The organism is Jannaschia formosa (genome assembly GCF_003340555.1).
In the GTDB taxonomy this organism is placed as follows: Bacteria; Pseudomonadota; Alphaproteobacteria; order Rhodobacterales; family Rhodobacteraceae; genus Jannaschia; species Jannaschia formosa.
In genome coordinates, this window is record NZ_QPLJ01000034.1 from 1 (window position 1) to 26,999 (window position 26,999).

Here is a 26,999-nt window from a genome sequence, read left to right on the forward strand (position 1 = left end):
CTCGACGAAGCGGCGACGAGCGAGATCGCCTCCTTCGCCTGCGGCCTTGCCAGCGATCACGCCGCCGTTGCCGCAGCGCTGACGGAGCCGTGGTCCAACGGCCAGACGGAGGGGCAGATCAGCCGCCTGAAAACCCTCAAACGCCAGATGTATGGCCGGGCCAACATCGACCTCCTGAAAGCGCGCCTCGTAGCGGCATCATGAACCGGGAAATGCACCAACTTTGCGTCAGACCCAAAGTTGCACGCCGAGTCACAGCCGCAGCGCTCGACCTCGACGGGGTGGCGCGGCATGCGGCCCTGGCGATGGGGGTGGAAGATGCCTGGAAGCTCGCGCGCCACCGCAACGGCCGGGCCTGGGCGATGCTGGCGCTCGCCTACCTGCACCGCAGGCTGCCGACGCTCGGGGCGCCGGGTCCCTACCTCCTCGCCTTGTGCCGACGGTCGGCGGAAGGGCGGTTCGACCTGCTGCAGGCACTGCGCCACAGCGCGCCCGCGCCGGGCTGACGGAGTTGCCGGCCGGCAACTCCGAGGGCGGGACGGCGACGCCCGACTCCAAGACGCCCTCGCGCGGGTCCGCCGGAAAGAGAAGGCACAAGCGGCGACAGGAAACGCTGGGCTGCAACTTTGGCGTGTATCGAGCTGCGCCTCAGCGTGCCATCCGTTCGATGAACCGGGTGACGATCGGGGAGTGGGGCGGGGACAGCAGGCGCAGCCAGGGCCCGCGCGCCGCGTGGAAGACCCCCCGCTCGTGGGTGAAGGCGTCGAGCCCCCGGTCGCCGTGATAAGCGCCCATGCCCGACGCGCCGATGCCGCCGAAGGGCAGGTCGTGCACGGCCAGATGCAGGATCGCCGCGTTGGTCGCCGCCCCCCCGGAGCGGATGCGCGCGAGCAGGTCGCGCGCCGCGTCCCGGTCCGGCCCGAAGGCATAGGCCGCGAGCGGTGTCCGGCCGCGCTGGCGCGCGATCACCTGGTCGGTGTCGTCGTATTCGAGGATCGGCAGGGCGGGGCCGAAGATCTCCTCGCGCATGAGCGTTCCGTCCTCGGGCGGGTTCAGCACGATCGTCGGCGGGACATGCGGCGCCCCGGCCTCGAGCGCACGCAGTTCGGCGCCGGCGGCGCGGGCCTCCTCGATCATGGCCAGCGCGCGGTCCCGTGCCCGCGCGTCGATCATCGCGGTGTAGTCGCCGGGCCGCTGCAGGAAGCCCCCCGCCGCCTCGAGCAGCGCGTCGGCCCAGGCCGCGGCGGTGCCGCGCGGCACCAGGAGGTGATCGGGCGCGACGCAGGTCTGCCCCGCTGAGAACCACTTGCCCCAGGCGATCGCGTCGGCGTGGTCGGCCGGCTGTGCGCCGGGCAGGACGATGGCCGGGCTCTTGCCGCCCAGTTCCAGCGTGACCGGCACGAGGTTGCGCGCGGCGGCCAGCGCGACCTTGCGGCCCGTCTCGGTCGAGCCGGTGAAGAACAGGTGCCCGAGCGGCAGTTCCGTCACCTGCGCGGCGATCCCGGCATCGCCGGTCACGACGGCGGCCTCGTCGGGCGGAAAGACGCGGGCGATCAGATCGGCGAGATAGGCGGCGGTGGCGGGGCTGCGTTCGGAGGGCTTGAGCAGCACCTTGTTGCCCGCCGCCACCGCCGAGGCCGTCGGCACGAGGGCGAGCTGCAGGGGGTAGTTCCAGGGCGACAGGATACCGACCACGCCCTTGGGCTCGCGCCAGATCTCGGTGCGGCCGGGGACGGGGCGCAGCACGCGGGCGCGGCGCGGCCTGGCCCAGCGGGGCAGGCGGGCGCGCAGGTCGCGGATCGCCTCGAGGGTGAAGGCCAGCTCGGAGGTCAGGGTCTCGACGCGGGCGCGCGGGCCGAAATCCTCGGAGACGGCGGCGGTGATCCGCTCCCGGTCGTCGCGCAGGGCCTGCGCCAGCTCGCCCAGGCGGGCGCGGCGGGCGGCGACGGGCGGGACGGTGCCCAGGTCGAACGCCCCGTGCAGGCGGTCGAAGGCGGCGCGGACGGGGTCGGAGCCCTCCATCAGTTCATCTCGTAGCTGCGGCCGCGCCAGGTGGCCTGCGCCCCGCGGCGGCGGCCCAGCAGAGCGGACCACTGGATCCACAGCATCACGACCACGCCCGCCGGATGCAGCAGGACCGAGAGCGGATGCTGCCGGACCTTCAGGGCCAGCGCCGTCCGGGCCAGGAACACTGCCGCCGTGGCGATCCCGGCGATGGCGGCCGCCTCGGCCTGCCCGGCGGCCCAGGCGACCAGCGCCACCACGGGCGGCAGCAGGTGCCCGCCCGCGAGCAGCAGCGTCCAGACGGGCAGGGCGACCGGCTTGGCCATGCCCTCGGTCGCGTTCTTGGTGAAGCCGTCGCGGATGTCGGGCCAGTTGTCGTACATCCGGACATGCGCCAGCGGCGTCGCGTCCAGAATGTCGGTCCTGCCGCCCGAGGCGCGGATGTTGCGGGGCAGGTTCAGCCCGTCATGCATGCGGTCGCGGAAGGCGGCGTGGCCACCGGCGCGCGCATAGGCCTCGGCCTCGACCAGCATCAGCTGCCCGCAGCCGGCGGCGAAGCCCGTGCCGGGCAGCATCCGCGCCATCGGGAAGGGCAGGTAGCCCAGCAGCACCACCAGGATCTGGGGGATGGCGACCATCTCGGCCAGGCTCCGGGTGATCTGGCGCGGGAAGCCCGAGACCAGGCCCAGATCGTTCTCGTCCATGTAGGCCGACATCCGCGCCACCGCGTCGGGCGCCAGCCGCACGTCGGCGTCGAGGAACAGCAGGCGGGGATGGCGCGCGGCGGCGGCAAGCTGGTGGCAGGCATGCTGCTTGCCGTTCCAGCCCGGGGGCAGGGGGGCGCCGCGGATCAGGCGGATGCGCGGGTCGGCGGCGGCGCGCGCGGCGACGATGCGGTCGGTCCCGTCGGTCGAGCCGTCGTCGCAGACGATCACCTCGATCCGGGCCTCCGTCTGGGCGGCGACGCAATCCAGCGCGGCGGCGATGTTGGCGGCCTCTTCGCGCGCGGGGATCAGGACCGAGACCGGCACCCCGGCCGCGGCCCCGCGGCGCGGCGCGCGGAACACCGCGAGGTTGACCAGCGTGACCACGGCATAGAGCCCGCCCAGGGCGAGGCAGATGGCGGAAAGAAGGGTGAAGGTGAAATTCATGATGTCCTGGCGGGTTACCTCTGGCTGGCCGGGGGCGGGTCGGGCAGGTGATCGGGATCGTGGGACTTGCCCCGGGTGGCGGCGCGCAGGCGCGACCATGCGCCGTAGAGCCCGCCCACGCCCCGCCGGCCGCCCAGCACGGTCTCGAAGGCGGCGGGGTCGCGCGCCATCGCGGCGGCGGCGAGCCGGTCCTGCGCCGCCTCCAGCCCCTCCGTCAGCGCGGCCTGCCAGGCATCGGCATCCGCGGCGCGGGCGATGGGCGGGCCGAAATGGCACAGCGCCTCGGGGCGCTTCTCGCTCCAGAACGGGTATTCGAGCGCCAGCGGCAGGGCGACGGCCCCGGGCACGCGGGCCATCAGATGGGCGAGGCCGGGCCGCAGCTCCACCGGCCGCTCGCGCGGGTCGGCGAAGCGGCCCTGCGCGGTCATCCAGAGACAGCGGCGCGGGTCGGACAGGACATGCGCCCCGACCCGCAGGAAACGTGCGGCCCCCGCCCGGCTGCCGGGATCGACGCCGAAGATGCCGATGCGCTTCATGAAGCCATAGCGCTCCAGCGCGTCGGCCTCCATCGGGCCGAAGCCCTCGCGCCGCAGCACCCGGCCCTGAAGCACGATGTAGAAGGCCGGGTCCCACCAGCCGGGATGGTTGGAATAGACCACCAGCGGCGCGTCGGCGGAGACGTCCGGCAGGCCGGGGCGCAGCATCCGCACGGCGCGGAAGCCGCGGCGCATCTGCCGCTCCATCACGCCGGTGAAGAACCGGCAGAGGCGCGGCGCGCGCAGCGCGACGGGATCGTCCCGGATCTCCGCCGCGCGGCTCATTCCGCCGCGACGGGCGCGTTGGACCGGGCGTCCTGGTCCAGGCTGTCGGCCGCGATCCAGCCCGACATCAGCGCCATCGGCATGCCCGGCCCCGGATGCGCCGAGCCGCCGGCGAGATACAGCCCCTCGACCTGGCGCGAGCGGTTGCCCGGCTTGAAGGCGCCGTTGACGCGCCCGTGGCTGACCAGCCCGTAGATCGCCCCGTCGAGCACCTTGTAGCGGTCGTGGATGTCCTGCGGGGTCAGCGTGCGTTCCAGCACGATGCGGCTTTCCAGATCCTCCATCCCCGCGGCGCGGGCGAGCTTGCCCATGATCTTCGCCCGCTCCCCGGGCAGCATCTTCGCCCAGTCGTGGCCGTCGCGCAGATGCGGCGTGTGGACGAGGATGTAGAGCGCCTCGCCGCCCTCGGGGGCGACGCCGGGCTCGGTCCGGGCGGGCGCGGCGATGTAGGCGGTCGGGTCGGGGGCAGGGAGGCCACGATCGTAAATCGCGCCGAACTCCTCCTTCGGGTCGCGCGAGAAGACGAAGTTGTGATGGGCGAGGTGGTCGTAGGCGCGGTCGAGCCCGAGATAGAGCACGATGCCCGAGCAGGCCGCCTCGCGGTTGCGGTGGCCGAACTCCTTCCAGGCCTTGCCGCCGACCAGCTCGCGATAGGTGCGCACGGAATCCATGTTCGAGACGACCCTGTCGAAGCGCATCGTCTCGCCATTCGCGACCACGGCCACGGCGCGCCCGTCCGCGACCTCGATGCGCTCGACATCGACGCCGGTGCGGTAGTCGACCCCCAGCTCCTCGCCCAGGCGCGTCAGCGCGGCGGGCACGGCGCGGGTGCCGCCCATCGGATACCAGACGCCCTCGCCCTGCTGCATCTGCGCGATCCCGCAGAGCACCGCCGGAGAGGCCAGCGGGCTGGAGCCGACATACTGGATGAAATGCTCCAGCATCTGCTGGACGCGGGGGTCCTTCACGTCCTTCTTGATCTGCCCTGCCACGGTGCGGTGCATGCGCAGCGCCAGCACGTCCGACAGGGTGCCGAGGTTCATGTTCTGCTTGAGGTTCATCGTGTCGCGCAGGTCCTCGACCGAGCGCCAGAAGAAGAACCTGTCGGAGACCTCCGAGAGCCGGCTGGCGACCTCCATGAAGCGCTCGAAGCCCGCGCGGTCCGGCGGCGACAGCTTGCCGATCTCGGCCGCCGCGTCCTTCGGGTCGTCGCGCAGGTCGAGCACGGTGCCGTCGTCGTAGAAGCAGCGCCATTGGGGATCGAGCCGGCGCAGGTCGAGATAGTCCGCCATGTCGCGGCCGGCTTCGGCGAAGACCCGTTCCAGCACCCGCGGCATGGTCAGGATGGTCGGCCCCATGTCGAAGCGGAACCCCTCCTCTTCCAGCACGGCGGCCTTGCCGCCGAGCCAGGCGTTCTTTTCCAGCAGCGTCACCTCGTGGCCGCGCGCCGCCAGCGTCGCCGCCGCGGCCAGGCCGCCGAGGCCGCCGCCAATGATCCCGACCCGGCTCATTCCGCGGCCTCCTGCCGGCTGGGGGCCGCGGCACCCGGACCGTCGCGATCAAGGCCCATGTCCTCCGCCGCCAGCCGCGCGGCGATCTTGGCGCTTTCGAAGATGGTGGGCAGGCCCGAGCCGGGATGCGTGCCGCCCCCGGTCAGGTAGACGCCGTCCACGTCCTCGAAGCGGTTGCGCGGCCGCCAGTGCAGCATCTGGCCCAGGTTATGCGCGAGGTTGAAGGTCGCGCCGCGATAGATGCCCATCTGATGCTCCCAGTCGTCGGGGGTGATCATCCGCTCGGTCCGGATGCGGGACCGGATGTCGTGGCCGGTCAGCTGCGACAGCCGGTCGAGGATCTTCTCGCGGTATTTCGGCGCCAGCGTCTTCCAGTCCTCGCCGCCGGAATTGTTGCCGGTGGGAACCAGCACGTAGAGCGTCGAATGCCCCTCGGGCGCCAGCGTCGGGTCCGTGACCGAGGCGTTCTGGACGTAGATCGTCGGATCTTCGGGGGCGCGGCCCTCGTCGATCTCGCGGATGTTCTTGAGGTAGTCCTCGGAGAGGTGGATCGTGTGGTGGTGCATGTCGTCGTAGCGCCCCTCGATCCCGAGATAGAGCATGAAGGTCGAGCAGGAGAACTTCTTCCCGGCGATCTTCTCGTCGGTCCAGCGGCGGCGGCGGGCATTCGGGATCAGCTTCGGGATGGTGGACGAGAAGTCGCCGTTCACCACCACCGCGTCGCAGGGGAGGGTGCCGCCGGCGCTGCGCACGGCGCGGGCCCGGCGGCCGTCGAACTCGATCTCCTCGGCGGGGGCGTTCAGGCGGATGTCGACGCCCATCTCGGTCGCGACCCGCGCCATCGCGCGCGGGATCGCGTTGCAGCCGCCGACGGGGTGGAAGACGCCGAAGCCGTATTCGACATGCGCCACGATCGTGAAGAGCGACGGGCACTTGAAGGGCGACATGCCCAGATACTTGGACTGGAAGCTGAAGGCGAGCCGCAGGTCGGGATGCCTGAACCAGCGATGCAGGTCCTGGTCCACCGTCAGCCAGGGCCGGAACAGCGGGAAGGCGCGCAGCATGTCCATGCGGAACAGGTCGCGCGGCCCGTTGAAGGGGCGCTGCAGGATCGGCTTGAAGACATCGAACTTGGCGGTGTTCTCGGTCAGGTAGCGGTGCACGTTGGGCGCGTCCTCGGGCGAGATGCGCGCGGCCTCGGCGGTCAGGCGGTCGACGTCGGGGGTCGCGTCGAAGGTGTTGCCGTCGTGGAAGTGGAGCCGGTACATCGGATCGAGGCGCTTGAGCTCCACCTCCTCGTCGAGGGACCGCCCGCAGGCCGCGAAGATCTCGCGCAGGACGTCCGGATAGAGATAGAAGGTCGGCCCGTAGTCGAAGGTGAAGCCGTCCTGGGTGAAGGAGGCGGTGCGCCCGCCGACGCGGTCGGACTTCTCGAGCACCGTGACCTCGGCGCCCCGCGCGCGCAGCAGCATCGCGGCGGCCAGCCCGCCGGGCCCCGCCCCGACCACCACGGCGCGGCGGGCGTCGGTCGGAAGCTCGGGGAAGGAGCCGGTCTGGACGTTCATTCGTAGTACCTCATCAGCAGCGTGAGCCGACCGCCCGCCGCCCCCACCCGCACCGCGGCGTCGCGGAAGCGGGGCGGGCCGAAGCGCATCGGCGCGTCGTTGGAGAAGGCGATCCCCTCGCGCAGCCGCAGGCCGCGCCGGTTCAGGTCGCCGTTCGAATCCTCGTCGTGGAAGGCCTGCACCGCATAGACCCCCTCGGGCAGGCCGGTGACGACGACCCCGGGGCGGGCGGCCGGCGCGGTGCCGGTCCAGGGGCAGTCGGACCGGGTGAAGCTGCCTTCCGGGCACACGGCCACGCGCACCACCCCCTCGGGAGAGCGCAGCCCCGCCACGGCGATCCGCAGCTCACCGGCGCCGGCCGGATCCGGCATGCCCAGGGCAGCGGTTGCGATCAGTGCTTTGGTTATGGTCATGTCTTGCCTACAACCCCGTGGCGAGCGACCTAGATCGGTGCAGGAGGATGTCACGGGCAGGGAATGATCCGCATGTCGCTCATCGAAGGGGTCCGGGACGGGACGGCCGCGTCCCGGGCGGAGGAGGCGAAGTTCGACGCGGCCGCGCGGGACGAGAACTTCCCCGTCGCCTCGCGATTGCTGGCCCCCGCCCTGCGCGGGCGGGTGATGGCCTTCTACCGTTTCGCCCGCGCTGCCGACGACGCCGCCGACGACCCCCGCGCGAGCCCCGAGGCGCGGCAGGCGCGGCTCGACGTGCTGGAAGGCGGGCTTCGGGGGGCCCGGGGCGACGGAGCGGGCGCGGCGCTGCGCCGCGCCCTGGCGGAGGGCCGCGCCCCCCGCGACGCCGCCGCGCTGCGGGAGGCGGCCGGGCTGATGCCCGCCTTCCGCCGCGACGCCGCGGGAGGCACTGCCTGCGCCGACTGGGACGACCTGATGGGCTATTGCCGGTCCTCGGCGGCCAGCGTGGGCCGGGTGCTGCTGGCGCTGCACGGCGAGGGGCAGGCCGCGCGGGCACCCTCGGACGCGCTTTGTGCGGCGCTGCAGGTGCTCAACCACCTTCAGGACATGGGCGGGGACCACCGGCTGCTGGGCCGCCGCTACCTGCCCGGCGACTGGATGGCCGAGGCGGGGGCGCGCGACGCGGAGCTGGGCGCCCCCTCCCTGTCCCCGGCGCTGGCCCGGGTCGTGGCGCGCACACTCGACGGGGTCGACGCGCTGCTGGCTGAGGCCGCGCCCCTGCCCGGGCGCATCGCGGCGCGGGGTCTGCGGGGGCAGGCGGCGGCGACGCTGTGGCTGGCGCGGCGGCTGACGGCGCGGCTGCGGCGCGGCGATCCGCTGGCGGCGCGCGTGGCCCTCTCGCGCCTGGATTTCGCCCGCGCCGCGCTGGCCGGGCTATGGGCCGCCGCGCGATGAGCTTCGCGGCCGCCACGACACCGGCCGGCGACATGGCCGAGGTGCGCCGCGTGGTGGCGCAGGCGGGCTCCTCCTTCGCGGCCGGCATGCGCATCCTGCCGGGTCCCCGGCGGCGCGCCATCCACGCCGTCTATGCCCTGTGCCGCGCGGTGGACGACGTGGCCGATGGCGACGCGCCCGGCTGCCGGGACCCCGCCACGCGCGCGCGCCTGCTCGATGCGTGGAACGCGGAGATCGCGGAGGTCTTCGCAGGCCGCCCCCGCACCGCCATCGGCGCCGAGATCGCCCGCGCTGCCGAGCGCATCGAGCTGCCGCGCCGGGAGTTCGAGCTGATCCTCGAAGGGATGCGGATGGACGCGCAGGCCATCGTCGCGCCCTCGGCGGCCGAGCTGCAGGCCTATATCCGCCGCGTGGCCGGCGCGGTGGGGATCCTGTCGATGCGCTGCTTCGGCGCCTGGCTCGGCCCGCCGTCGGAGCGCTTCGCGCTGTCGCTGGCCTCGGGGCTGCAGCTGACCAACATCCTGCGCGACGTGGCCGAGGACGCGGCGATGGGGCGGCTCTACCTGCCCGTGCACGTGCTCGACGCGGCCGGCCTGCCGCGCGACCCCGCCGGCGCCGCCGCGCATCCGAACCTTCCGCTGGCCCGCGCCGCCCTGGGCCGCGAGGCGCGCACGGCCTTCGAGGCCGCCGCCCGCGAGATCCCGGCGCATCGCCGGATGCCGCTTCTGCCCGCGCTGCTGATGATGGGCCCCTATGAGCGCATGCTGCGCCGCTGGGAGGCCGACTGGTCCCGCCCGCCCCCGCGCCGGTCGCGGTGGGGCAAGGTGCTCGACGGGGTCGCGGTCGCCGTCGCGGCGCGCGGCGCGCGGTGAGGCACGCGGTCGTCGCGGGGGCCGGGCTGGCGGGCCTGGTCGCCGCCGAACGCCTGACGGCAGCGGGGCTGCGCGTGACCCTGCTGGAGGCCTCGCCCAAGGCGGGCGGGCGCTGCCGCTCCTACCGGGACGACCGGCTGGGCCGGGTCATCGACAACGGCAACCACCTGATCCTGTCGGCCAACCGCGCCGTGCTGGGCTGGGCCGACCGGATCGGCGGGGCGGGGGCGCTGAAAACCCGTCCGGCGGCCTTTCCCTTTCTCGACCTCGCCAGCGGGGCGCGCTGGACGGTGCGGCCGGGGCGCGGGCCGCTGGGCGCGCTGATGCCGGGCGCGCGCCCGCCGGGGGTGGGCGCGGGGGCGCTGGCGCGCGACGTGGCCCGCCTGCTGACGGCGCGGCGGGGGGCGACGGTGGCCGGGGCCCTGGGCGCGGGCGGTCCGGCCTGGGCGGCGTTCTGGGACCCGATGACCCGCGCCGTCCTGAACGAGGACCCCGAGGCGGGCGATGCGGGGCTGCTGCGCGCCGCACTCCTGCGCAGCTTCGCGCGCGGGGCAGGGGCCTGCCGTCCGGTCCTGGCGCCCGGGGGGCTGGGCGCCGCGCTGGTCGAGCCGGCGCTGGCGGTGCTGGCCGCCCAGGGCTGCCTGCCGCAGCTGCGCCAGCCCGTCCGGACGCTGCACGGCGCGGAGCGGGTGACGGCGGTCGAGACGCGGGACGGCCGCATCGACCTCGCCCCCGGCGATGTCGTGGTGCTGGCCCTGCCCCCGCAGCACCTGGCGCCGCTGCTGCCGGATCTGGCGCTGCCCGGGCCGGGCCGGTCGATCGTCAACGCCCATTTCCTCGTGCCGGGCCACGGCCTGCCGCCAATCCTGGCGGTGCTGGGCGGGGCCGCGCAGTGGCTGTTTGCCCGCGGCGACGTGGTCTCGGTCACCGTCTCGGCGGCGGAGCGGTCCCCCCTGGGCGAAGCCGGGCGGGCGGAGTCTCTGGACCTGCTCTGGCCCGAGGTGGCGGCGGCCGTCGCGGCCCATGGGGGCCGGGTCCCGGAGGCGATGCCCGCCGCGCGCCTGCTGCGCGAGCGGGCCGCGACCTTCGACCAGTCGCCCGTGGGCGCGGCCCGCCGCGCCGGGCCGCGGACGGCGCGGCCGAACCTGTTCCTCGCCGGAGACCACACCGCGACCGGCCTGCCCGCCACGCTGGAGGGCGCGGTCCTATCGGGCGAGCGGGCCGCGCGCGCCGCGCTCGCCGCCTGACGCGCCCTTCCAGCGGGGGAACAGCACCGGGTTGGCGTCGAGCGCGTCGATCAGCAGCCCCGACGGCGGCGGCACCCCGCGCCCGGAGGCCGCGCGCCCCGCGGCCCAGGCCCCCCAGGCGGCGCCGAGGGTATTGGCGACGATGTCGGTCATGGTGTCGAAGGCGCCCTCCTGCGTGTTCAGCCCGAACGCCTGGTCGAGCCCGAACTCCAGCATCTCCCACATCGCGCCGACCATCATCGCGAAGCCGAAGGCCAGCACGCCCAGCACCCACCACGCCTTGACCGGCCGCGCGCCCCCGGTCGCCGTCATCGCGATGCCGAAGCCCAGCACGGCGAGCACCGTCGTGCTGGTCGCGTGCAGCACGAGGTCCAGCGCCGGCAGCATCTCGTACCCGTCGGCCCATTCCGCGGCCACCAGGGTCACGGCACTGAACCCGAGGATGCCGGCATGCAGTCGAAGCGGAAAGCGCAGCCCCGAGACCCATTCGAAGCAGGGCAGAAGCACGGCCAGCACCAGCACGCCCAGCACGACGCCGGCCAGCCCGGGCGCCGCCCAGGCCAGCGCCGCGAGGCTGGCGCCCGCCGCCAGCAGCCGCCAGGGGCGGACGAACGGCCGCCAGCGATCCGGGAAGGGATGCCTCACGATACCCGCTCCGGGCGCCTGCCCGCGTCGCGGTCCGTCTCTTCGGCCATCGCGCACGAGGCGGCTAGCGGGCCTGCGGCATCGTCCGCCGCCGCACCGGGGCGACACCGGATCCCGCCCCGCCGCTGTGCCGGATATCGTTTCTGAAACAATCCATTGCCTCCGTTTCCTACCGTTGGCCCATCGGGATGGCCAGACGCGACAGGACGACCGCCCGCCACGGAAGCTGTGGCACAGGTCCGTCCGGGGAAAGGGGAACTCCGGCCATCGGCCGATTTGCGCGACATCCGGGGCCGCCCCGTCCGCACGGGGTCTCCGAAGCGTCGTCCGACGTTTCGTCCGGGACCCACATGGCGCGGCCCTGTGCGCCGTCGATGATGTGGCGGGCCGCCGGTGAGCACGACCGAGGTGAGGCGCCGACCGCCACGGGGTCGAAATGGGCGCCGATCGGCGGCGCGCGGCGACGAGGGGAGGGAAGGCGCGGCCCGTCCGCGCCGCCGTCAGGCTCGTCCATCCGTCCTTCCCCAGCCGGGCGGCTCGCTGCGGAAGGGAAGGGATCCGGCGTCTAGAGGGGTTGGGGCGACGACTGCCGCCGCTTCTCCGCCGCCTCCGCATCCCTGATCCGCAGGACGGTCTGGCGGCTGGTGCCGTGGCGGCGGGCCAGGGCCGAGACGCTTTCGCCCGCGTCCAGCCCTGCGCGCACCGCGGCGCGGGCATCGGGCGACAGCGAGGGCGGTCGCCCGATCCGCTTGCCCTCGGCCCGGGCGCGGGCCAGCCCCGATTGCGTGCGCTCGATCAGGAGGTCGCGCTCGAACTGGGCAACGGCGTTGATGACGCCCATCGTCATCCGCCCCGCCGAGGAGGTCAGGTCGACGCCCCCGAGCGCCAGGCAATGCACCCGGACCCCCATCTCGTCGAGCTTCGCCACCGTGGCCGCCACGTCCATCGCGTCGCGGCCCAGCCGGTCGAGCCGGGTGACGACCAGCACGTCCCCCGGCTCCAGCCGGTCCAGAAGGCGCGCGAACTCCCGCCGGCGCGCGATCGCCTCGGAGCCGGAGACGGTCTCGGAGACGATGCGGTGCGGCTCCACCGCGAAGCCCGCCGCGGCGATCTCGTGGAGCTGGGTCTCGACGGTCTGGCCCAGGGTCGAGACGCGGGCATAGGCGAAGGTGCGGGGCATGGGGCGCGTTCGTCCGAAAGGGGCGTCCGGATCATCAAGCAAGTCCGTATCCCTGTCAAGCAAAATTTCGGACAGGTCGCACAGAGGGCGTCCGGAACCCTTCGGTTACGGACGCCCCCTGGCCCTGTCGGGACGCCGGACAGGGTGCCGGTGCCCCTCGGTCACCAGCGCTGGTGGACATGCGTCGCGATCAGGCGGTCGTAGACGTCCCGAACCGCCTCCATCGCCGTCTGCGGCAGGGGGGCGAGCCCGGCGGCGGCGGCATTGGCCTCGGCCTGGGCGGCGGATTTCGCGCCCGGAATGACCGTGCTGACCCCGTCCGTCATCAGGATCCAGCGCAGCGCCGTCTGCGCCAGGGTGGCGCCTCCTGGGACGTGCGGGCGCAGGGCCTCGACCGCCTCCAACCCGACCTCGAAGGGCACGCCGGCGAAGGTCTCGCCCCTGTCGAAGGCCGACCCGTCGCGGTTGAAGGCGCGGTGGTCGTCGGCCTCGAAGGTCGAGGCGCGGTCCATCTTGCCCGTCAGCAGCCCCGAGGCGAGCGGAACGCGCACGATGACGCCCACCCCCATTGCGCGGGCGCGGGGCAGCAGCAGTTCGGCGGGGCGCTGGCGCAGCATGTTGTAGATCACCTGCACCGAGACGACGCCCGGCCATTCGAGGGCCTTGAGCCCCTCTTCGACCTTCTCGACCGACACGCCATACTGCGCGATCTTGCCCCTGGACTTCAGGTCGTCGAGCGCACCGAACACTTCCGGGTCGTAGAGGACGGGCGCCGGAGGGCAATGCAGCTGCACGAGGTCGAGGCGTTCGCTGCGCAGGTTCCTCAGGGAGCGGTCGACGAAGGCCTCCATGTTGGCGGCCGTGTAGCCCGCGCTCACATGCGGATCGAGACGGCGGCCCAGCTTGGTGGCGACGAGGGGCCGCGGGCCGCCGCGCTCGGCCAGCACCTCCGCGATGATCCGTTCGGACCGGCCGTCGCCATAGACATCCGCCGTGTCGATGAAGGTCACCCCGGCGTCGAGCGCGGCATGGAGCGCGGCGCGGGCATCCGTCTCGTCCACGCGGCCCCAGGTGCCGCCGATGGCCCAGGCGCCGAAGCCGATCTCGGAAACTTGCCAGCCGGCACGGGCGAAGGGACGGGTGGGCAGGGTCATGGCGATCTCCGGTTCAGTAGGCCAGCGCGGCCGGTTCATGCTTGAGAAGGACCGGCACGACCAGCTCCTCCTCGTCCTCGAAATGGCGCTGCAGCAACGGGCCACCGCGCGCCAGGATCTTCGACAGGCCGCCGACGCGGTCGCGGAAGCCGGGCCCTCCGGCGTTGTCCCGCAGCACCGCGTTTGCCCCGTCCGTCATCTCGTGGAGCAGCGCGTCGAGCGCCTGGTGATCGGCATCGAGGATCTTGAGCCCCTGGGCGAAGACCGGGTCGGCCCTTTCCATCACGGGGAAGTATTGCGCGTCCTCGATCATGTGATGGCCGTGCAGCTCGTTGATGAGCATCCCGCCATGCCGGGCGAGCGACCGGCGGTAGGCCATCGGATCGGCGCCGTCGAGCGCGGCCTGCGCGTCCGCCTCCAGCCGGTCGAGCAGGCGGCGGAAGGACATGTGCTTGTCCAGCCAGAACAGGACCAGGTTGCGGAACGGCCCCTGCGCCTCGGCCCAGCCGGCGCGCGGGAATTCCTCGGCGAGGACGCGCAACGCATCGGGCAGGGCCAGCCGCAGCGCGAGGTCGGTGGCCGGGTCTCCGGGGGTGGGGTCGGTCATGTCGCGGGTCCTCGTCCTGGGGGGACACCAGAGATAGGGTGGATCGCGCCGGGACCGTCGATGCAGGACGGCACAGCGCCTGTGGGATCGTGCACCGCCGTCAGTCCCCGGGCGGAGGCTCGGGGATCTCCAGATGGGTCATCGGCGGATCCCCGGGGCGCCGGATCGCGGCCAGCGCCGCCCGCGCCAGGAAGGTGCCCGCCCCGCTCACGTTCTCGGGCAGCGCGATGATCGGAGCGCGGAAGCGGCGCAGGAAGGGGAACGGCTCCTTGGCGGCGAGGTCGACATCCTGCCCGATGGTCAGCCCCGCCTCCTCGATGGCGGCCGCCGCCGCGATGGTCGAGGCGGTCGAGGCGCAGAGGATGGCGTCGGGCGCGGCGTCCGGGGCGGTGTCGGCGAGGGCTGCCGAGACGGCCGCCTCGATCGCGTCTCCGGGCGCGTCCGAGGTCGCCTCCTCCAGCCGCCTGCACCGCATGCCCGCCGCCCGCGCGGCGGCCTCGGCGCCCGCCATGATGTGCTGCGCGTAGTTCTGCTCGATCGGCGGCGCGACGACCAGCAGGTTCCGCCGCCCGCGGGCGGCGAGCGCCTCGACGGCCAGGGTGGCGAAGCGCGTGTTGTCGAAATCGTACCAGCCATGGGCGATCCCCATGTCGCTGCGCCCGTGGGTGACGAAGGGGATGGAATGCTCGTGCAGGAAGGCGATCCGGGAATCGCGGGGCTGCACCTTGTTGATGACGACCGCATCCGCCGAGCCGGTGTCGCGCAGGTAGCGCAGCTGTTCGAGCGGGTCCTCGTCGTCGAAGGTCGGCGTCACGATGAGATGGAAGCCCGTGTCTCGCAGCTCGGTCGCGAAGGCGTGGATCAGCCGCGCGGTGTGGCCGGTCAAGTCCCGCCCCTGCGACATCAGGATCGAGATGACGTTGCTGCGCCCGGTGCGCAGGCGCACCCCCGCGCGGTTGGGCCGGTAGCCGACCCGTGCGGCGACCTCGCGGACGAGGGCCTTGGTGCCCGCCCCGATATCCGGCGCATCGCTCAGCGCCCGGCTGACCGTGGTGACGGCGAGGCCGGTCTCGGTGGCGATCGACTTCAGGGTGGGGCGCGGCTTGGCGTCGGAGGGGGGCATGGTCTTTCGCATACAGGAAGGGAGCGGATTCTAGAATAGCCACTTGCCAACTCAGATTATAACGTTTTAGCAAATTACTGCAACGTTGCCGTTCAGGGAGGATAGGCGATGAGAACCACTTTGGGGGCGCTGCTGTGCAGTGCCGCGACGATGGGCGCGGCCCAGGCCCAGGACGGTGTCGACCTCGAGGTCATGCACTGGTGGACCTCCGGCGGAGAGGCTGCCGCCGTCGGCAAGTTCGCCGAGGCGCTCGACGAGAAGACCCCGCATAGCTGGGTGGACGGCGCCATCGCCGGCGGCGGCGACACGGCTCGCCCGGTCATGGTCAGCCGCATCATCGGGGGCGATCCGCCCGCCGCGTTCCAGTTCAACCACGGCCGCCAGGCGGAGGAGCTGATCGAGGCGGGCCTGCTGCTCGACCTCACCGACGTCGCCGAGGCGCAGGGCTGGACCGACATCGTCAACCCGCCGGGGCTGCTCGAGTCCTGCACGATCGACGGCCGCATCTACTGCGCGCCGATCAACATCCACTCCTGGAACTGGATGTGGCTGTCCGGTCCCGCCTACGAGAAGGCCGGCCTCGAGATGCCGACCGACTGGACCGGCTTCATCGAGAGCGCCCCCGCCCTGCGCGAGGCCGGGGTCACCCCGCTCGCCATGGGCGGCCAGGCCTGGCAGCAGTCGGGCGCGTTCAACAACGTCATGGCCATCGCCATCGCCGGGCCGGAGGCGTGGCTTTCGGTGATGCGCGACAAGAACGCCGACACGGTCCTCGGCGAGGATTACGGCCGCGCCTTCGAGGCCTATGCCGAGGCGCGCGACCTGGCGCAGGGCTGGAGCGGGCAGGACTGGAACCAGGCGACCAACGCCGTGATCACCGGCGAGGCCGGCGCGCAGATCATGGGCGACTGGGCGCAGGGCGAGTTCGCGGTGGCGGGCAAGACGGCCGGCGAGGATTACGGCTGCCTGCCGGGTCTCGGCCTCGGCGCCTATCTGCAGACCGGCGGCGATGCGTTCTACTTCCCCAAGCAGGACGACCCGGCCGTCGAGGCCGCCCAGAAGGAGCTGGCCGCGCTGCTGCTCAGCCCCGAGGTCCAGGTCTCGTTCAACTCGGTCAAGGGCTCGCTGCCGATCCGCGGCGATGTCGACCTGACCACGGTGAACGAGTGCACGCAGAAGGGTCTCGACCTGCTGGCCAAGGACCAGACGCTGCCCTCGACCGAGCAACTCGTCTCGCCGGACACGATCACCCAGCTCAACGACCTGATGACGGAGTTCTGGAACACGCCCTCGATGACCGCCGAGGACGTGCAGGCGCGCTACGCCGAGGTCATCGCGGACGCCGACTGACCGAACGCCGGCGGCCGGGCCCCGCGCGGGGCCCGGCCGCCGCACCGTCGGCGCGCGCCGGGAGGGCGCCGCCAGGAGGGGAGCAGATCCATGGCCATCGCCGAAGACGCCGACCGCGCCCCCGGGGACAGGCCCCGCGGCGCTACGCGGCGCCCCGTCCGCCTGTTCCAGAACCTGCAGGCCAAGGTCGCGATGGTGCCGATGATCTTCGTCGCGCTCGTCGTGTTCCTGGGCGGGACGATCTGGACCGTCGTCCATTCCTTCACCGGATCGGGCCTTCTGCCGCGACTGAACTGGGTCGGGCTGGACCAGTACGAGCGGCTCTGGTCGTCGCGCAAATGGCTGGTCTCGATCGAGAACCTCGCCATCTACGGGATCTTCTCGATCGTCGGCACGCTGGTCATCGGCTTCGTCCTCGCGGCGCTGCTCGACCGCAAGATCCGGTTCGAGGACACGTTCCGCACCATCTTCCTCTATCCCTTCGCGCTCAGCTTCATCGTCACGGGCCTGATCTGGCAGTGGCTGCTGAACCCCGATCTGGGGATCCAGAACGTCGTCCGCGGCGCCGGCTGGGAGGGCTTCGCCTTCGACCCGCTCAACAACCCGGACCTCGTGATGTACGGCCTGCTGATCGCCGGTCTCTGGCAGGGCACGGGGCTGATCATGTGCATCATGCTCGCCGGGCTGCGCGGCATCGACGAGGACATCTGGAAGGCCGCGCGCGTGGACGGGATCGGCGTGGTGAAGACCTACGTGCTGATCATCATCCCGATGATGCGCCCGGTCTTCGTCACCGCGCTGGTGCTCATCACCAGCGGCATCGTCAAGCTCTACGACCTCGTCGTCGCGATGACCTCGGGCGGGCCGGGCATCAGCTCCGAGGTGCCCGCGAAATACGTGATGCAGGCGACCTTCGGCGGCCAGAACCTGGGCCAGGGCTTCGCCGCCTCGACGATGATGCTGGTGATGGTGGTCATCATCCTGATTCCCTGGGCCTATCTCGAATTCGGAGGACGCAGGCGTGGCTAATCCCGCAACCCTGGGCGCGGCTGCCCTCTCCGCCGACGCGATCGGCGCGGGCCCGATGTCCGGCCCCCGCGGCGCGCGGCCCCGGCGGCGCCTGAGCCGCGGCAACGTCTTCCTGTATGGCACGCTGCTGCTGGTCTCGCTCTACTACCTGCTGCCGCTCTGGGTGATGGTGATGACCTCGCTCAAGGGCATGCCCGAGATCCGCATGGGCAACATCTTCGCCCCGCCGGTCGAGGTGACGTTCCAGCCCTGGGTGAAGGCCTGGGCGGAGGCCTGCACAGGGATCAACTGCGACGGGCTCAGCCGCGGCTTCTGGAACTCGGTGCGGATCCTGATCCCGTCGCTGGTCATCTCGATCGCGGTGGCCAGCGTCAACGGCTACGCGCTGTCGAACTGGAGGTTCAGGGGCTCCGAGACGTTCTTCGCCATCCTCATCGTCGGCGCCTTCATCCCCTATCAGGTGATGCTCTACCCGGTGGTCATCCTGCTCAGGGAGCTGGGGATCTACGGCTCGATCACGGGGCTGGTGCTGGTCCACACGATCTTCGGGATGCCGATCCTGACGCTGCTCTTCCGCAACTACTTTGCCTCGGTCCCCGAAGAGCTGTTCAAGGCCGCGCGCGTCGACGGGGCCGGGTTCTGGGGCATCTACTTCAAGATCATGCTGCCGATGTCCCTGCCGATCTTCGTGGTCGCGATGATCATCCAGGTCACGGGCATCTGGAACGACTTCCTGTTCGGCGTCGTCTACGCGCGGCCCGAGACCTATCCGATGACGGTGCAGCTCAACAACATCGTCAACTCGGTGCAGGGGGTGAAGGAATACAACGTCAACATGGCCGCGACGCTGCTGACCGGGCTGGTGCCGCTGGTCATCTACTTCGCGTCCGGCAAGCTCTTCGTGCGCGGCATCGCCGCCGGCGCGGTGAAGGGATGAGGGAGAACATGATGGCCTTCGACAGCGGTTCCGCGCGCCTCGCCGACGCCTCCGTCTCGGTGCGGGACCTGATGCTCAGCTTCGGCGCGGTGCAGGTCCTCAAGGGGCTGAACGTCGACGTGCGCGACGGGGAGTTCCTGGTGCTGCTGGGGCCCTCGGGCTGCGGCAAGTCCACGCTGCTCAACTGCATCGCGGGGCTGCTGGAGATCACCGACGGCCAGATCTGGATCAAGGGCCGTAACGTCACCTGGGAAGAGCCCAAGGACCGTGGCATCGGCATGGTGTTCCAGTCCTACGCGCTCTACCCGCAGATGACGGTGCGCGGGAATCTCAGCTTCGGGCTGAAGAACCAGCGGATGCCGAAGGCGGAGATCGCCGAGCGCGTGGCCCGCGCGGCGCGCATCCTGCAGATCGAGCCGCTGCTCGACCGCAAGCCCGGCGCGCTGTCGGGCGGGCAGCGACAGCGCGTCGCCATCGGCCGGGCGCTGGTGCGCGACGTCGACGTGTTCCTCTTCGACGAGCCGCTGTCCAATCTCGACGCCAAGCTGCGCGCCGAGTTGCGGGTCGAGCTGAAGCGCCTGCATGCGCAGCTGGAAAACACGATGGTCTACGTCACCCATGACCAGATCGAGGCGCTGACGCTGGCCGACCGCATCGCGGTGATGCGCGGCGGCGTGATCCAGCAGCTCGCCGCCCCGCTGGAGATTTACGACCGGCCCGCCAACCTCTTCGTCGCGGGCTTCATCGGCTCGCCGGCCATGTCGATGCTGGAGGGCCGCATCGCGGGCGGACGGTTCCATGTCGGCGGCCAGTCCCTCGCGCTGGACGGCTACGAGGGTGATGCGCCCGGCACGCTCGGCGCGGCGATCCTGGGCCTGCGCCCCGAGCATATCGCCGTCGCGCCCGAAGGCGCCGAAGGCCTGGCGGCCACCGTCGACATCGACGAGCCGATGGGGGCCGACAAGCTGCTCTGGACGGAGGTGGAGGGGCAGAAGGTCTCGGTCCGCGTTCCGGTCGAGACCTCCCATCGCCGCGGCAGCCGCGTGACGCTGGTGCCTGCCATGGGCAAGGCCAGCCTCTTCGACGCGGGCACCGAGGCGCGCCTGTGACCGGCCGCGCCCCGCACGCGGCGCGGCCCCGGACATCCGGCCCCTTCCCCCTGCACGACCTGCACCACAGAACCCATCCGAGAGAGACCGCATGATTTCCTACCAGCTCTACTCCTCCAGAAACTTCGGCGCCCCCGCGGACGCTGTGCGGCGGGTCGCCGAACTCGGCTACCCGGCCGTCGAGGGCTATGGCGCGCTCTTCGCCGATGCGGCCGCGCGCGATGCGCTCGCCGCGGCCCTGTCCGAAACCGGCACCGCGATGCCCACCGCCCATGTCGGCCTCGCCACCCTGGAGGCGGAGCCGGATCTCGCCGCCACGCTGGCCGGGATGGGGGTGGAGGCGGTCTATATCCCCCATGTCGCCCCGTCCGAGCGCCCCTCGGACCCGGATGGCTGGCGCGCCTTCGCGGACCGCGTCGCCCTGGCCGGCGAAGGGCTGCGCGCGCAGGGGGTGCGGGTGGGCTGGCACAACCACGACTTCGAGTTCGCCCCCCTGCCTGACGGCTCGGTGCCGATGGACCACATGCTGGCCGCCGAACTCGACTGGCAGTTCGACCTGGCCTGGGCCGTGCGCGCCGGAGCCGACCCGATGGGCTGGATCGAGCGCCATGGCGACCGTATCACCGCCGTCCACGTCAAGGACATCGCGCCGGCCGGCGAGAAGGCGGACGAGGATGGCTGGGCCGATCCCGGCACCGGCCGGATGGGCTGGAACGCGCTGGTCCCGGCCCTGTCGAGGGCGGGCGCGGTGCGCCATTGGGTGATGGAACACGACAACCCCTCCGACGACATGCGTTTCGCGCGGGCGGGGCTGGCGATGGCGCGGGCGGAGGGTCTGGCATGACCGGTATCGGCATTCTCGGGGCGGGCAACATCTCCGAAAGCTACCTTTCGCGCGCGCCGCTCTTCGCCGGGATCGAGGTCCGTGCGGTGGCCGATCTCGACCCCGCCCGCGCCGCCGCGCGCGCCGAGACCTTCGGGGTGCGGGCCGAGACGGTGGAGGGCCTGCTGGCGGCCCCGGACATCGACATCGTCGTCAACCTCACCGTGCCGACCGCCCACCACGCCGTCACCTGCGCGATCCTCGAGGCGGGCAAGCACGCCTATTCCGAGAAGCCCCTGGCCCTGACCCTCGCCGATGCGCGCGACATCGCGGCGCGGGCGGACCGGGCCGGCCGCCGGGTGGGCTGCGCGCCCGACACCTTCCTCGGCGCGAGCCACCAGGAATCACGCCGCCTGATCGACGCGGGCGCGGTGGGGCGGATCGTCCACGGCACCTGCCACGTCATGTCGGCGGGGATGGAGGGCTGGCACCCCAATCCCGACTTCTTCTTCCAGGCGGGCGGCGGGCCGATCCTCGACCTCGGGGCCTATTACGTGACGCAGCTGATCAACCTGATCGGCCCCGTGACCCGCGTGGCAGCGATGACCGGAACGGGCGCGGCCACGCGGACGATCGGGTCTGGCGCCCGGGCGGGCGAGACGATCACCGTCGAGATCCCGACCACCGCCCATGCCCTTCTCGAATTCGCCTCGGGCGCGACGGTCACGCTGGGCGCGTCCTGGGACGTGCAGGCCCATGGCCACCGCAACGTGGAGCTTTACGGCACCGAGGGAACCATCGCGCCGCAGGACCCCAACTTCTTCGGCGGGACGACCGAGGTGATCCGCCCCGGCGGCGCGGTCGAGCGGTTCGACGCCGCCGACCATCCGCTGTCGGTCGCCAATCGCACCACCAACGACGGGGCGCCGCGCGCCGACTACCGGACGGTGGGGCTGGCCGACATGGCCGAGGCGATCCGCGGGGGCCGCCCCCATCGCTGTGCGCTGGAGATGGCGCTGCACGTGACCGAGGTGCTCGAAGGGATCCTGACCTCGGGCGAGCAGGGGCGGTTCGTCACCATGGCCACCACCTGCGACCGGCCCGCCGCTCTGGACGCCGAGGCCGCGCGGGCGCTGATGCGTGCGGACCCGGTGCCGGCATGATCCGCAACCCGATCCTGCCGGGCTTCCGCCCCGACCCGTCGATCTGCCGGGTCGGGGCGGACTACTACATCGCCGTCTCGACCTTCGAATGGTATCCCGGCGTCGAGATCCACCATTCCACCGACCTCGTGACCTGGCGCCTCGCCGCGCGGCCCCTGAACCGGGCCGCCCTTCTGGACATGCGCGGCAATCCCGATTCCTGCGGCATCTGGGCGCCCTGCCTCAGCCATGCCGACGGGCGCTTCTGGCTCGTCTACACCGACGTCAAGCGCTACGACGGCGCCTTCAAGGACGCGCACAACTACATCACCGCCTGCGAGACCGTCGACGGCGACTGGTGCGATCCGTGGTACGTCAACTCCTCGGGCTTCGACCCCTCGCTCTTCCACGATGCGGACGGGCGGAAATGGTTCGTCAACATGCAGTGGAACCACCGGGGCACGGGCACGGGCGGCAACCCGAAGCATTCCAGCTTCGACGGCATCCTGCTGCAGGAATGGTCGCCCGAGGGGGGGCTGACGGGCGAGGTCACCAACATCTATTCCGGCACGGATCGCGGGCTGACCGAGGCGCCACATCTCTTCCGGCGGGGGGACTTCTATTACCTGACCACCGCCGAGGGCGGGACCGGCTACGACCATGCCGTCACGCTGGCGCGGTCCCGCGACATCCGCGGGCCTTACGAGGACCATCCCGACAGGCACGTCATCACCACGGCCCATGCGCCCGGGCACCCGATCCAGCGGACGGGGCATGGACAGATGGTCGAGACGCCGGCGGGCGAGGTCTATCACACATTCCTCATGGGCCGCCCGATCCCCGGTCCGGAGGGGACGGGCCGCTTCTGCCCTCTCGGCCGCGAAACCGGGATCGAGCGCTGCGTCTGGCGCGACGACGGCTGGCTCTATCTCGAAACCGGCGGGCAGCTCCCGCGCGAGGAGGTCCCGGCGCCCGCCGGCGTCACCGCCAGCCCCGCCGCCCCCGATGCCCTTCGCCGCGACTTCGCGGACGGCCTCCTGCCGCCGGAGTTCCAATGGCTGCGCAGCCCACATCCCGAGCGCCTGTTCCGGATCGAGTCGGGCGCGGCGATCCTGACGGGGCGCGAATCCTGGGGGTCGTGGTTCGAGCAGTCGCTGCTGGCACGGCGGCAGGAGCATCTGGCCTTCGCCGCCGAGACGGAGGTGGGTTTCGCGCCCGCGACCTACCAGCAGGCAGCGGGCCTCTTCCACTACTACAACCGCTTCAAGTTCCACGGGCTGATCCTGACCCTGGAGGACGGCCGCCGCTGCCTGCGGCGCGTCTCCTGCCTCGGCGACTACCCCGACGGCGCGCTGACCTGGCCATCGGACATCGTGCCCGTCGCGGACGGCCCGGTCGAGATGCGGCTGGAGGTCGACCGCGCCGCCGGACGGTTCCTGTGGCGCCAGGGCGGCGACTGGCAGGCGATCGGCGGCCCGCTCGACGCCGCGATCATCTCGGACGAGGGCGGGCGCGGCGAGCACGGCTCGTTCACCGGGGCGTTCGTCGGGATGCACTGCATGGACATCACCGGCCAGGGCGCCGAGGCACGCTTCGCCCGGTTCGACTACCTCCCGGCCGGCACGGAGTAGGACGCGGGCGTCGCCCGCCTCCCGGACGGGCCGTGGCGCTCGGCGCCGCGGTGCAGGTGGGCTGGCCGCGTACGGCGGGGTGTCGACGACCGAGGTGAGCCCGTTCCCGGTGGGCATCGCGACCGCGCAGGCGCGCGGGGAGGGCCCCGTCCTCGGCGGCTTGTTCCTGCAGCAGGATGCCGTCGAGGCTGGAATGCTCCGGGTTATCGCCCGCAGCGCATGCCGCCCCGGCGCGCGCTCCTCCGGGGCGACGGAGCTCGGCAGCGCCCCCGCCGCCTCGTCCGTTCCGCGCGTCCCCGCCCCCGCCGTCACCACGGCGGAGGCGGGTCATGTCCCGAAACCGCGTCGGGGGCGGGGTTCTTCAGCAGCCGGGTGGTTCGGGCCCCTGCCCTGCTCCGGGCGCCGTCATCCGATCACGGCCGGGACGCGGTCATAGTGGCCCAGCGGCTCCGCCCCGTCGCGTCCGAGGACGACGATGTCCTCGATGCGGATGCCGAAGGCGCCGGGCAGGTAGATCCCCGGCTCGACGGAGAAGACCATGCCCGGGGCGAGTTCGTCCTCGGAGGTCGCGGTGATCCAGGGCGGCTCGTGTATGTCGACGCCCAGCCCGTGGCCCGTGCGATGCACGAAGCGTGGGCCGTAGCCCGCTGCCTCGATCACGCCGCGCGCGGCCGCATCGACGTCGCGCGCCCGCGCGCCAGGCCGGGCGGCGGCAATGCCCGCCTCGGTCGCGCGCCGGACGGTCTCGGCGACGCGGGCGAACTCGGGCGACGGGTCACGGCCGAACCAGGCGCAGCGGGTCATGTCCGAGGGGTATCCGTCCAGCACGCAGCCGGTGTCGATCAGCACGGCCGTCTCGGGCGCGAGGCGGGTCGCGCCGGTGTGGTGATGAGGGAAGGCGCCGTTCGCCCCGAAGCCCACGATGGTGAAGGCGGGCGTTGCGCCCGCCTCCGCATAGACGGCGCGGATGGCGTCGGCGACCTCGCTCTCGGCGATCCCCTCCCGCAGGCAGGCGAAGCCGGCCGCCATCGCCCGGTCGTTTAGGGCGGCCGAGGCGCGCAGGCGGTCGATCTCCTCCGGCTCCTTGCGGGCGCGCAGCCATCCGACCGTGCCGTCGCAGAAGCTGCGGCGCGGCCCCCCCATCGCGTCGAGGAGGAGGAGCGCGAAGTCCGCGCGCATCGCCTCGTCGACGGCGACCATCGGGTCCGCCGGCAGCGCGCAGGTGCCCCGGAGCCGTTCCAGCGCCGCCGCCGGGCCGTCGGCGTCGGCCCAGGTCTCGAAGGGCAGGTCCGTCGCCTGCCGCACCGAGTCCGCGTTGAGCGCGGGCATCAGAAAGCCCGCATGGGTCTGCGAGACCAGCAGCATGACCGGCCGCTCGTCGCCATGCGGATCGGCGCCCGCCAGCCAGCGCATGTGGCTGGTGGGCCCGACGGCCACGAGGTCGCACCCCGTGGCTGCCATGCGGTCGCGCAGCCGCGCGATGCGGTCCTGCGTCGTGGCGCTCACTTCTCGACCAGCCGGTAGAACACGAAGTCCGAGGTCGCGCCGTTGACGTAGCCCGTCACGTCGTCGTCCATCGCCACCTGGTAGGAGGCCTGGAACATGATGACGATGGGGCTCTCGGCCTGCACGCGGCGCTGAAGTTCGCGGTACATGTCGAGCCGCGCCTCGGGGTCAGCCTCGGTCAGGGCCGCCGTCGTCATCTCGTTGAGCTCCTCCGGGACGGCCCAGGCGTTCCGCCAGGTGGTCGTCGCGGTGTAGTTGCCGTCCGAGTTGTCGGAGTTGTAGGCGAAGGCCTTTGCGTTGGAATGCGGGTCCATGAAGTCCGGGCCCCAGTAGAGCAGCATCGCCTCGTGGGTGCGGTCGCGATACTTGGTGATGACCTGCGCGCCGGTGCCGGGCAGGATCTCGAACTCGATCCCCGCATCGGCGAAGCTGGCCTGCAGCGACTGCGCCATGTCGGTGAAGGGCGCGGCGTTGATGACGTCCATCTCGACCTGGATCGGAAGCTCGACGCCCGCGTCGGCGAGGATCTGCTTCGCCTTCTCGGGATCGTAGGAGAACGGCGTCTCGGTGACGGCGCCGGGGAAGCCCTCGGGCCAGAACGCCTGGTGGATGTCCATCTGCCCGGCGAGGATCGTGTCGGTCATGCCCTCGTAGTTCACGAGGTAGCGCGCGGCCTCCCAGACGGCGGGGTCGGTCAGGCTGTCGGTCTTCTGGTTGAAGGACAGGAAGTGGACGGCGGCCTGGGGGTAGGTCTCGACCTTGATGCCCTCGCCGAGGCCCGCGACCTGGTCGGGGGTCAGGTTGCGCGCCATGTCGACATCGCCCTGCTCCAGCAGCAATTGCTGCGTCGCGCTCTCGGCGACGTGCTGCAGGATGACGGCGTCGACCTTCGGCCCCTCCTTGAAGTAGTTTTCGTTGGCGGCGAGCCGCACGATCTCGGCCGGGCGGTAGGTCTGCATCGAGAACGGCCCGGACCCCGCGGAGTTCGCGTTGAGCCAGGCGTTGCCCATGTCGCCGTCGACCTCGTTGGCCATGACGGTCGCCATGTCCACGATCGATGCGGGGCGCGCGGCGAGCACGTTCATCACGAAGGCCGGGGAGAAGTCGCCCTCGTAGCGGATCGTCACGGTGCCGTCGCCCGCGGTGACCATCTCGTCCACGTTCTCCGGCGTCCAGCCGAGCTGGGCCAGGATGAAGGCGGGCGTCAGGTTCAGCTTGATGACGCGCTGCAGCGAGCCGGCCGCGTCCTCGGCCGTGACCGGGTTGCCGGAATGGAAGACCGCCCCCTCGCGCATCGTGAAGGTGATGGTCTTGGCGTCCTCGTCGATCTCCCATTCGGTGGCGAGGCCGGGGGCGAGCGTCGTCGGATCCTCGGCGTCGTACTGCACGAGGCGGTCGTAGACGTTGGTGACGATCTCGCCCGAGGTGAACTCGTAGGCCTGGGCGGGGTCGAGCGCGACGATGTCGTCGATGTTCTGCGCCACGACCAGGATGCCCGGTGGCGTGTCGGCGAATGCGCCCGTGGCCAGCGGCAGCGCCAGCGCGCTGCCGAGAAGCAGGGCTCGGATGGTCTTCATCTATCTCTCTCCTGTCGGGTCTTCGGTGGTTTTCTCGGTACCGGCCGCCGCGCCCCCCTGGTGCAGCACGGTGAGCGTCCCGGTCCAGAGGACGCGGGCGGGGTCGGGGCCGGCATTCGCCCAGGCATGGGGGATCGCGCCGTCGTAATGCAGGCTGTCGCCGGGGCCCATCCGCATCGTCTGGCCTGCCAGCGTCTGGTCGATCGTGCCTTCGAGGATGAAGATCACCTCCTCGCCCTCATGCGCCGTCGTCTCGGAGCGATAGCCCGGCGGGACATGCAGCACGTAGGAGACCAGAGAGGAGCCGGGATAGTCGGCGCTGACCGCCTCGTACTCCACCGGGGAGCCGGGGACCGAGAAGCGCCGTCGCCCGTCGGCGCGGGACAGGGCGTCCACGGGCCGGGTCTCGGCCACGAAATAATCAAGGCTCACGCCGAGCGCGGCCGCGATCTGCGCCAGCGTCCCAAGGGTCGGGACGGCTTTCCCGGTCTCGACCTGGCTCATGTAGCCCGTCGAGAGGCCGGCGGTCTCTGCCGTCGCGCGCAGCGTGAGGCCCAGAGCCTTGCGGCGCCGGCGCATCGCGGGGCCGAGGTCGGGGGCCTCGGGCGGGGCGCGTTCGGCGGTCAGAGCTTGCGGCATCCGCCCCTC

The 26,999-nt window shown here is 72.2% G+C and carries 26 protein-coding genes; 12 read left to right on the forward strand and 14 right to left on the reverse strand.

The annotated features are described in order from the left end of the window. A partial coding sequence (locus DR046_RS20600) for a transposase (protein ID WP_135227358.1) occupies nt 1–204 on the forward strand: 204 nt, incomplete at its 5' end. Further along, the gene (locus DR046_RS20605) at nt 201–506 is read left to right on the forward strand and encodes a hypothetical protein (protein ID WP_115384252.1); all 306 of its coding nucleotides are present in this window, start codon (nt 201–203) and stop codon (nt 504–506) included. The genes DR046_RS20600 and DR046_RS20605, both read left to right, overlap by 4 nt. A gap of 142 nt (nt 507–648) precedes the next feature. On the opposite strand, the gene DR046_RS20610 is transcribed toward DR046_RS20605, so the two are convergent. Genes DR046_RS20610 through DR046_RS20635 form a run of 6 tightly spaced genes read right to left on the reverse strand, consistent with a single transcriptional unit; the run spans nt 649 to nt 7,465 of the window. Next, nucleotides 649–2,022 carry an aldehyde dehydrogenase family protein gene (locus DR046_RS20610; protein WP_115384253.1) on the reverse strand — a complete coding sequence of 458 codons (1,374 nt, stop codon included), beginning with the start codon at nt 2,020–2,022 and terminating at the stop codon, nt 649–651. Continuing rightward, nucleotides 2,022–3,155: a glycosyltransferase family 2 protein gene (locus DR046_RS20615; protein WP_115384254.1), complete on the reverse strand. Its 1,134-nt coding sequence runs from the start codon at nt 3,153–3,155 to the stop codon at nt 2,022–2,024. Before DR046_RS20615 ends, DR046_RS20610 begins: the two co-directional genes overlap by 1 nt. Before the next feature lie 14 nt (nt 3,156–3,169). Beyond that, nucleotides 3,170–3,976 carry a lysophospholipid acyltransferase family protein gene (locus tag DR046_RS20620; protein WP_115384255.1) on the reverse strand — a complete coding sequence of 269 codons (807 nt, stop codon included), beginning with the start codon at nt 3,974–3,976 and terminating at the stop codon, nt 3,170–3,172. Continuing rightward, nucleotides 3,973–5,487: a phytoene desaturase family protein gene (locus DR046_RS20625; protein WP_115384256.1), complete on the reverse strand. Its 1,515-nt coding sequence runs from the start codon at nt 5,485–5,487 to the stop codon at nt 3,973–3,975. The genes DR046_RS20620 and DR046_RS20625 overlap by 4 nt, the downstream gene beginning before the upstream one ends. Continuing rightward, the gene (locus DR046_RS20630; protein ID WP_115384257.1) at nt 5,484–7,052 is read right to left on the reverse strand and encodes a phytoene desaturase family protein; all 1,569 of its coding nucleotides are present in this window, start codon (nt 7,050–7,052) and stop codon (nt 5,484–5,486) included. Before DR046_RS20630 ends, DR046_RS20625 begins: the two co-directional genes overlap by 4 nt. Continuing rightward, nucleotides 7,049–7,465, reverse strand: a complete 417-nt coding sequence (locus DR046_RS20635) for a DUF2141 domain-containing protein (RefSeq protein WP_209313633.1) — start codon at nt 7,463–7,465, stop codon at nt 7,049–7,051. The genes DR046_RS20630 and DR046_RS20635 overlap by 4 nt, the downstream gene beginning before the upstream one ends. Before the next feature lie 63 nt (nt 7,466–7,528). On the opposite strand from DR046_RS20635, the gene DR046_RS20640 reads away from it, so the two are divergent. Genes DR046_RS20640 through DR046_RS20650 form a run of 3 tightly spaced genes read left to right on the forward strand, consistent with a single transcriptional unit; the run spans nt 7,529 to nt 10,538 of the window. Continuing rightward, nucleotides 7,529–8,419 carry a squalene/phytoene synthase family protein gene (locus DR046_RS20640; protein WP_209313634.1) on the forward strand — a complete coding sequence of 297 codons (891 nt, stop codon included), beginning with the start codon at nt 7,529–7,531 and terminating at the stop codon, nt 8,417–8,419. After that, nucleotides 8,416–9,291, forward strand: a complete 876-nt coding sequence (locus DR046_RS20645; protein WP_115384283.1) for a squalene/phytoene synthase family protein — start codon at nt 8,416–8,418, stop codon at nt 9,289–9,291. The genes DR046_RS20640 and DR046_RS20645 overlap by 4 nt, the downstream gene beginning before the upstream one ends. Further along, nucleotides 9,288–10,538 carry a hydroxysqualene dehydroxylase gene (locus tag DR046_RS20650; protein ID WP_115384258.1) on the forward strand — a complete coding sequence of 417 codons (1,251 nt, stop codon included), beginning with the start codon at nt 9,288–9,290 and terminating at the stop codon, nt 10,536–10,538. The genes DR046_RS20645 and DR046_RS20650 overlap by 4 nt, the downstream gene beginning before the upstream one ends. On the opposite strand, the gene DR046_RS20655 is transcribed toward DR046_RS20650, so the two are convergent. From DR046_RS20655 to DR046_RS20675, 5 genes are all read right to left on the reverse strand, one after another. Then, a complete protein-coding gene (locus tag DR046_RS20655; RefSeq protein ID WP_115384259.1) occupies nt 10,497–11,183 on the reverse strand; it encodes a DUF2238 domain-containing protein in 687 nt (228 codons plus the stop codon). The two genes, DR046_RS20650 and DR046_RS20655, sit on opposite strands and share 42 nt — an antisense overlap. A 565-nt stretch (nt 11,184–11,748) precedes the next feature. Continuing rightward, entirely contained in the window at nt 11,749–12,363 is a 615-nt protein-coding gene (locus DR046_RS20660) for a recombinase family protein (protein ID WP_115384260.1), read from the reverse strand. Nucleotides 12,364–12,524: 161 nt separating this feature from the next. Then, nucleotides 12,525–13,517 (reverse strand): aldo/keto reductase, encoded by a 993-nt coding sequence (locus DR046_RS20665; protein WP_115384261.1) that lies wholly within the window; start codon nt 13,515–13,517, stop codon nt 12,525–12,527. 13 nt (nt 13,518–13,530) lie between these two features. Further along, nucleotides 13,531–14,124 (reverse strand): hemerythrin domain-containing protein, encoded by a 594-nt coding sequence (locus DR046_RS20670; protein ID WP_115384262.1) that lies wholly within the window; start codon nt 14,122–14,124, stop codon nt 13,531–13,533. A gap of 100 nt (nt 14,125–14,224) precedes the next feature. After that, complete coding sequence (locus DR046_RS20675) at nt 14,225–15,247, reverse strand: substrate-binding domain-containing protein (RefSeq protein ID WP_245191034.1); 1,023 nt, start codon at nt 15,245–15,247, stop codon at nt 14,225–14,227. A gap of 108 nt (nt 15,248–15,355) precedes the next feature. Here DR046_RS20675 and DR046_RS20680 point away from each other — a divergent pair, with 108 nt between their 5' ends. The 7 genes from DR046_RS20680 to DR046_RS20710 all read left to right on the forward strand — a co-directional run bounded on the left by DR046_RS20680 (nt 15,356) and on the right by DR046_RS20710 (nt 23,268). Beyond that, nucleotides 15,356–16,597, forward strand: coding sequence for an ABC transporter substrate-binding protein (locus DR046_RS20680; protein WP_115384264.1), 1,242 nt, complete (start codon nt 15,356–15,358; stop codon nt 16,595–16,597). Nucleotides 16,598–16,687: 90 nt separating this feature from the next. After that, complete coding sequence (locus tag DR046_RS20685; protein ID WP_115384265.1) at nt 16,688–17,626, forward strand: carbohydrate ABC transporter permease; 939 nt, start codon at nt 16,688–16,690, stop codon at nt 17,624–17,626. 55 nt (nt 17,627–17,681) lie between these two features. Next, a complete protein-coding gene (locus DR046_RS20690) occupies nt 17,682–18,563 on the forward strand; it encodes a carbohydrate ABC transporter permease (protein WP_209313635.1) in 882 nt (293 codons plus the stop codon). An 11-nt stretch (nt 18,564–18,574) separates the two neighbouring features. Beyond that, entirely contained in the window at nt 18,575–19,672 is a 1,098-nt protein-coding gene (locus DR046_RS20695) for an ABC transporter ATP-binding protein (RefSeq protein WP_115384284.1), read from the forward strand. Between the two features lie 91 nt (nt 19,673–19,763). Continuing rightward, a complete protein-coding gene (locus DR046_RS20700; protein ID WP_115384267.1) occupies nt 19,764–20,516 on the forward strand; it encodes a sugar phosphate isomerase/epimerase family protein in 753 nt (250 codons plus the stop codon). Next, the gene (locus DR046_RS20705) at nt 20,513–21,658 is read left to right on the forward strand and encodes a Gfo/Idh/MocA family protein (RefSeq protein ID WP_115384268.1); all 1,146 of its coding nucleotides are present in this window, start codon (nt 20,513–20,515) and stop codon (nt 21,656–21,658) included. Before DR046_RS20700 ends, DR046_RS20705 begins: the two co-directional genes overlap by 4 nt. Beyond that, nucleotides 21,655–23,268 (forward strand): glycoside hydrolase family 43 protein, encoded by a 1,614-nt coding sequence (locus DR046_RS20710; protein WP_115384269.1) that lies wholly within the window; start codon nt 21,655–21,657, stop codon nt 23,266–23,268. Before DR046_RS20705 ends, DR046_RS20710 begins: the two co-directional genes overlap by 4 nt. 405 nt (nt 23,269–23,673) lie before the next feature. On the opposite strand, the gene DR046_RS20715 is transcribed toward DR046_RS20710, so the two are convergent. From DR046_RS20715 to DR046_RS20725, 3 genes are read right to left on the reverse strand one after another with little or no spacing between them, the layout of a single operon-like run. After that, entirely contained in the window at nt 23,674–24,774 is a 1,101-nt protein-coding gene (locus DR046_RS20715; RefSeq protein ID WP_115384270.1) for a M24 family metallopeptidase, read from the reverse strand. Next, a complete protein-coding gene (locus tag DR046_RS20720; protein ID WP_115384271.1) occupies nt 24,771–26,351 on the reverse strand; it encodes an ABC transporter substrate-binding protein in 1,581 nt (526 codons plus the stop codon). The genes DR046_RS20715 and DR046_RS20720 overlap by 4 nt, the downstream gene beginning before the upstream one ends. Next, a complete protein-coding gene (locus tag DR046_RS20725; RefSeq protein WP_115384272.1) occupies nt 26,352–26,990 on the reverse strand; it encodes a helix-turn-helix domain-containing protein in 639 nt (212 codons plus the stop codon). It lies immediately after the preceding gene. Nucleotides 26,991–26,999 lie beyond the last annotated feature (9 nt).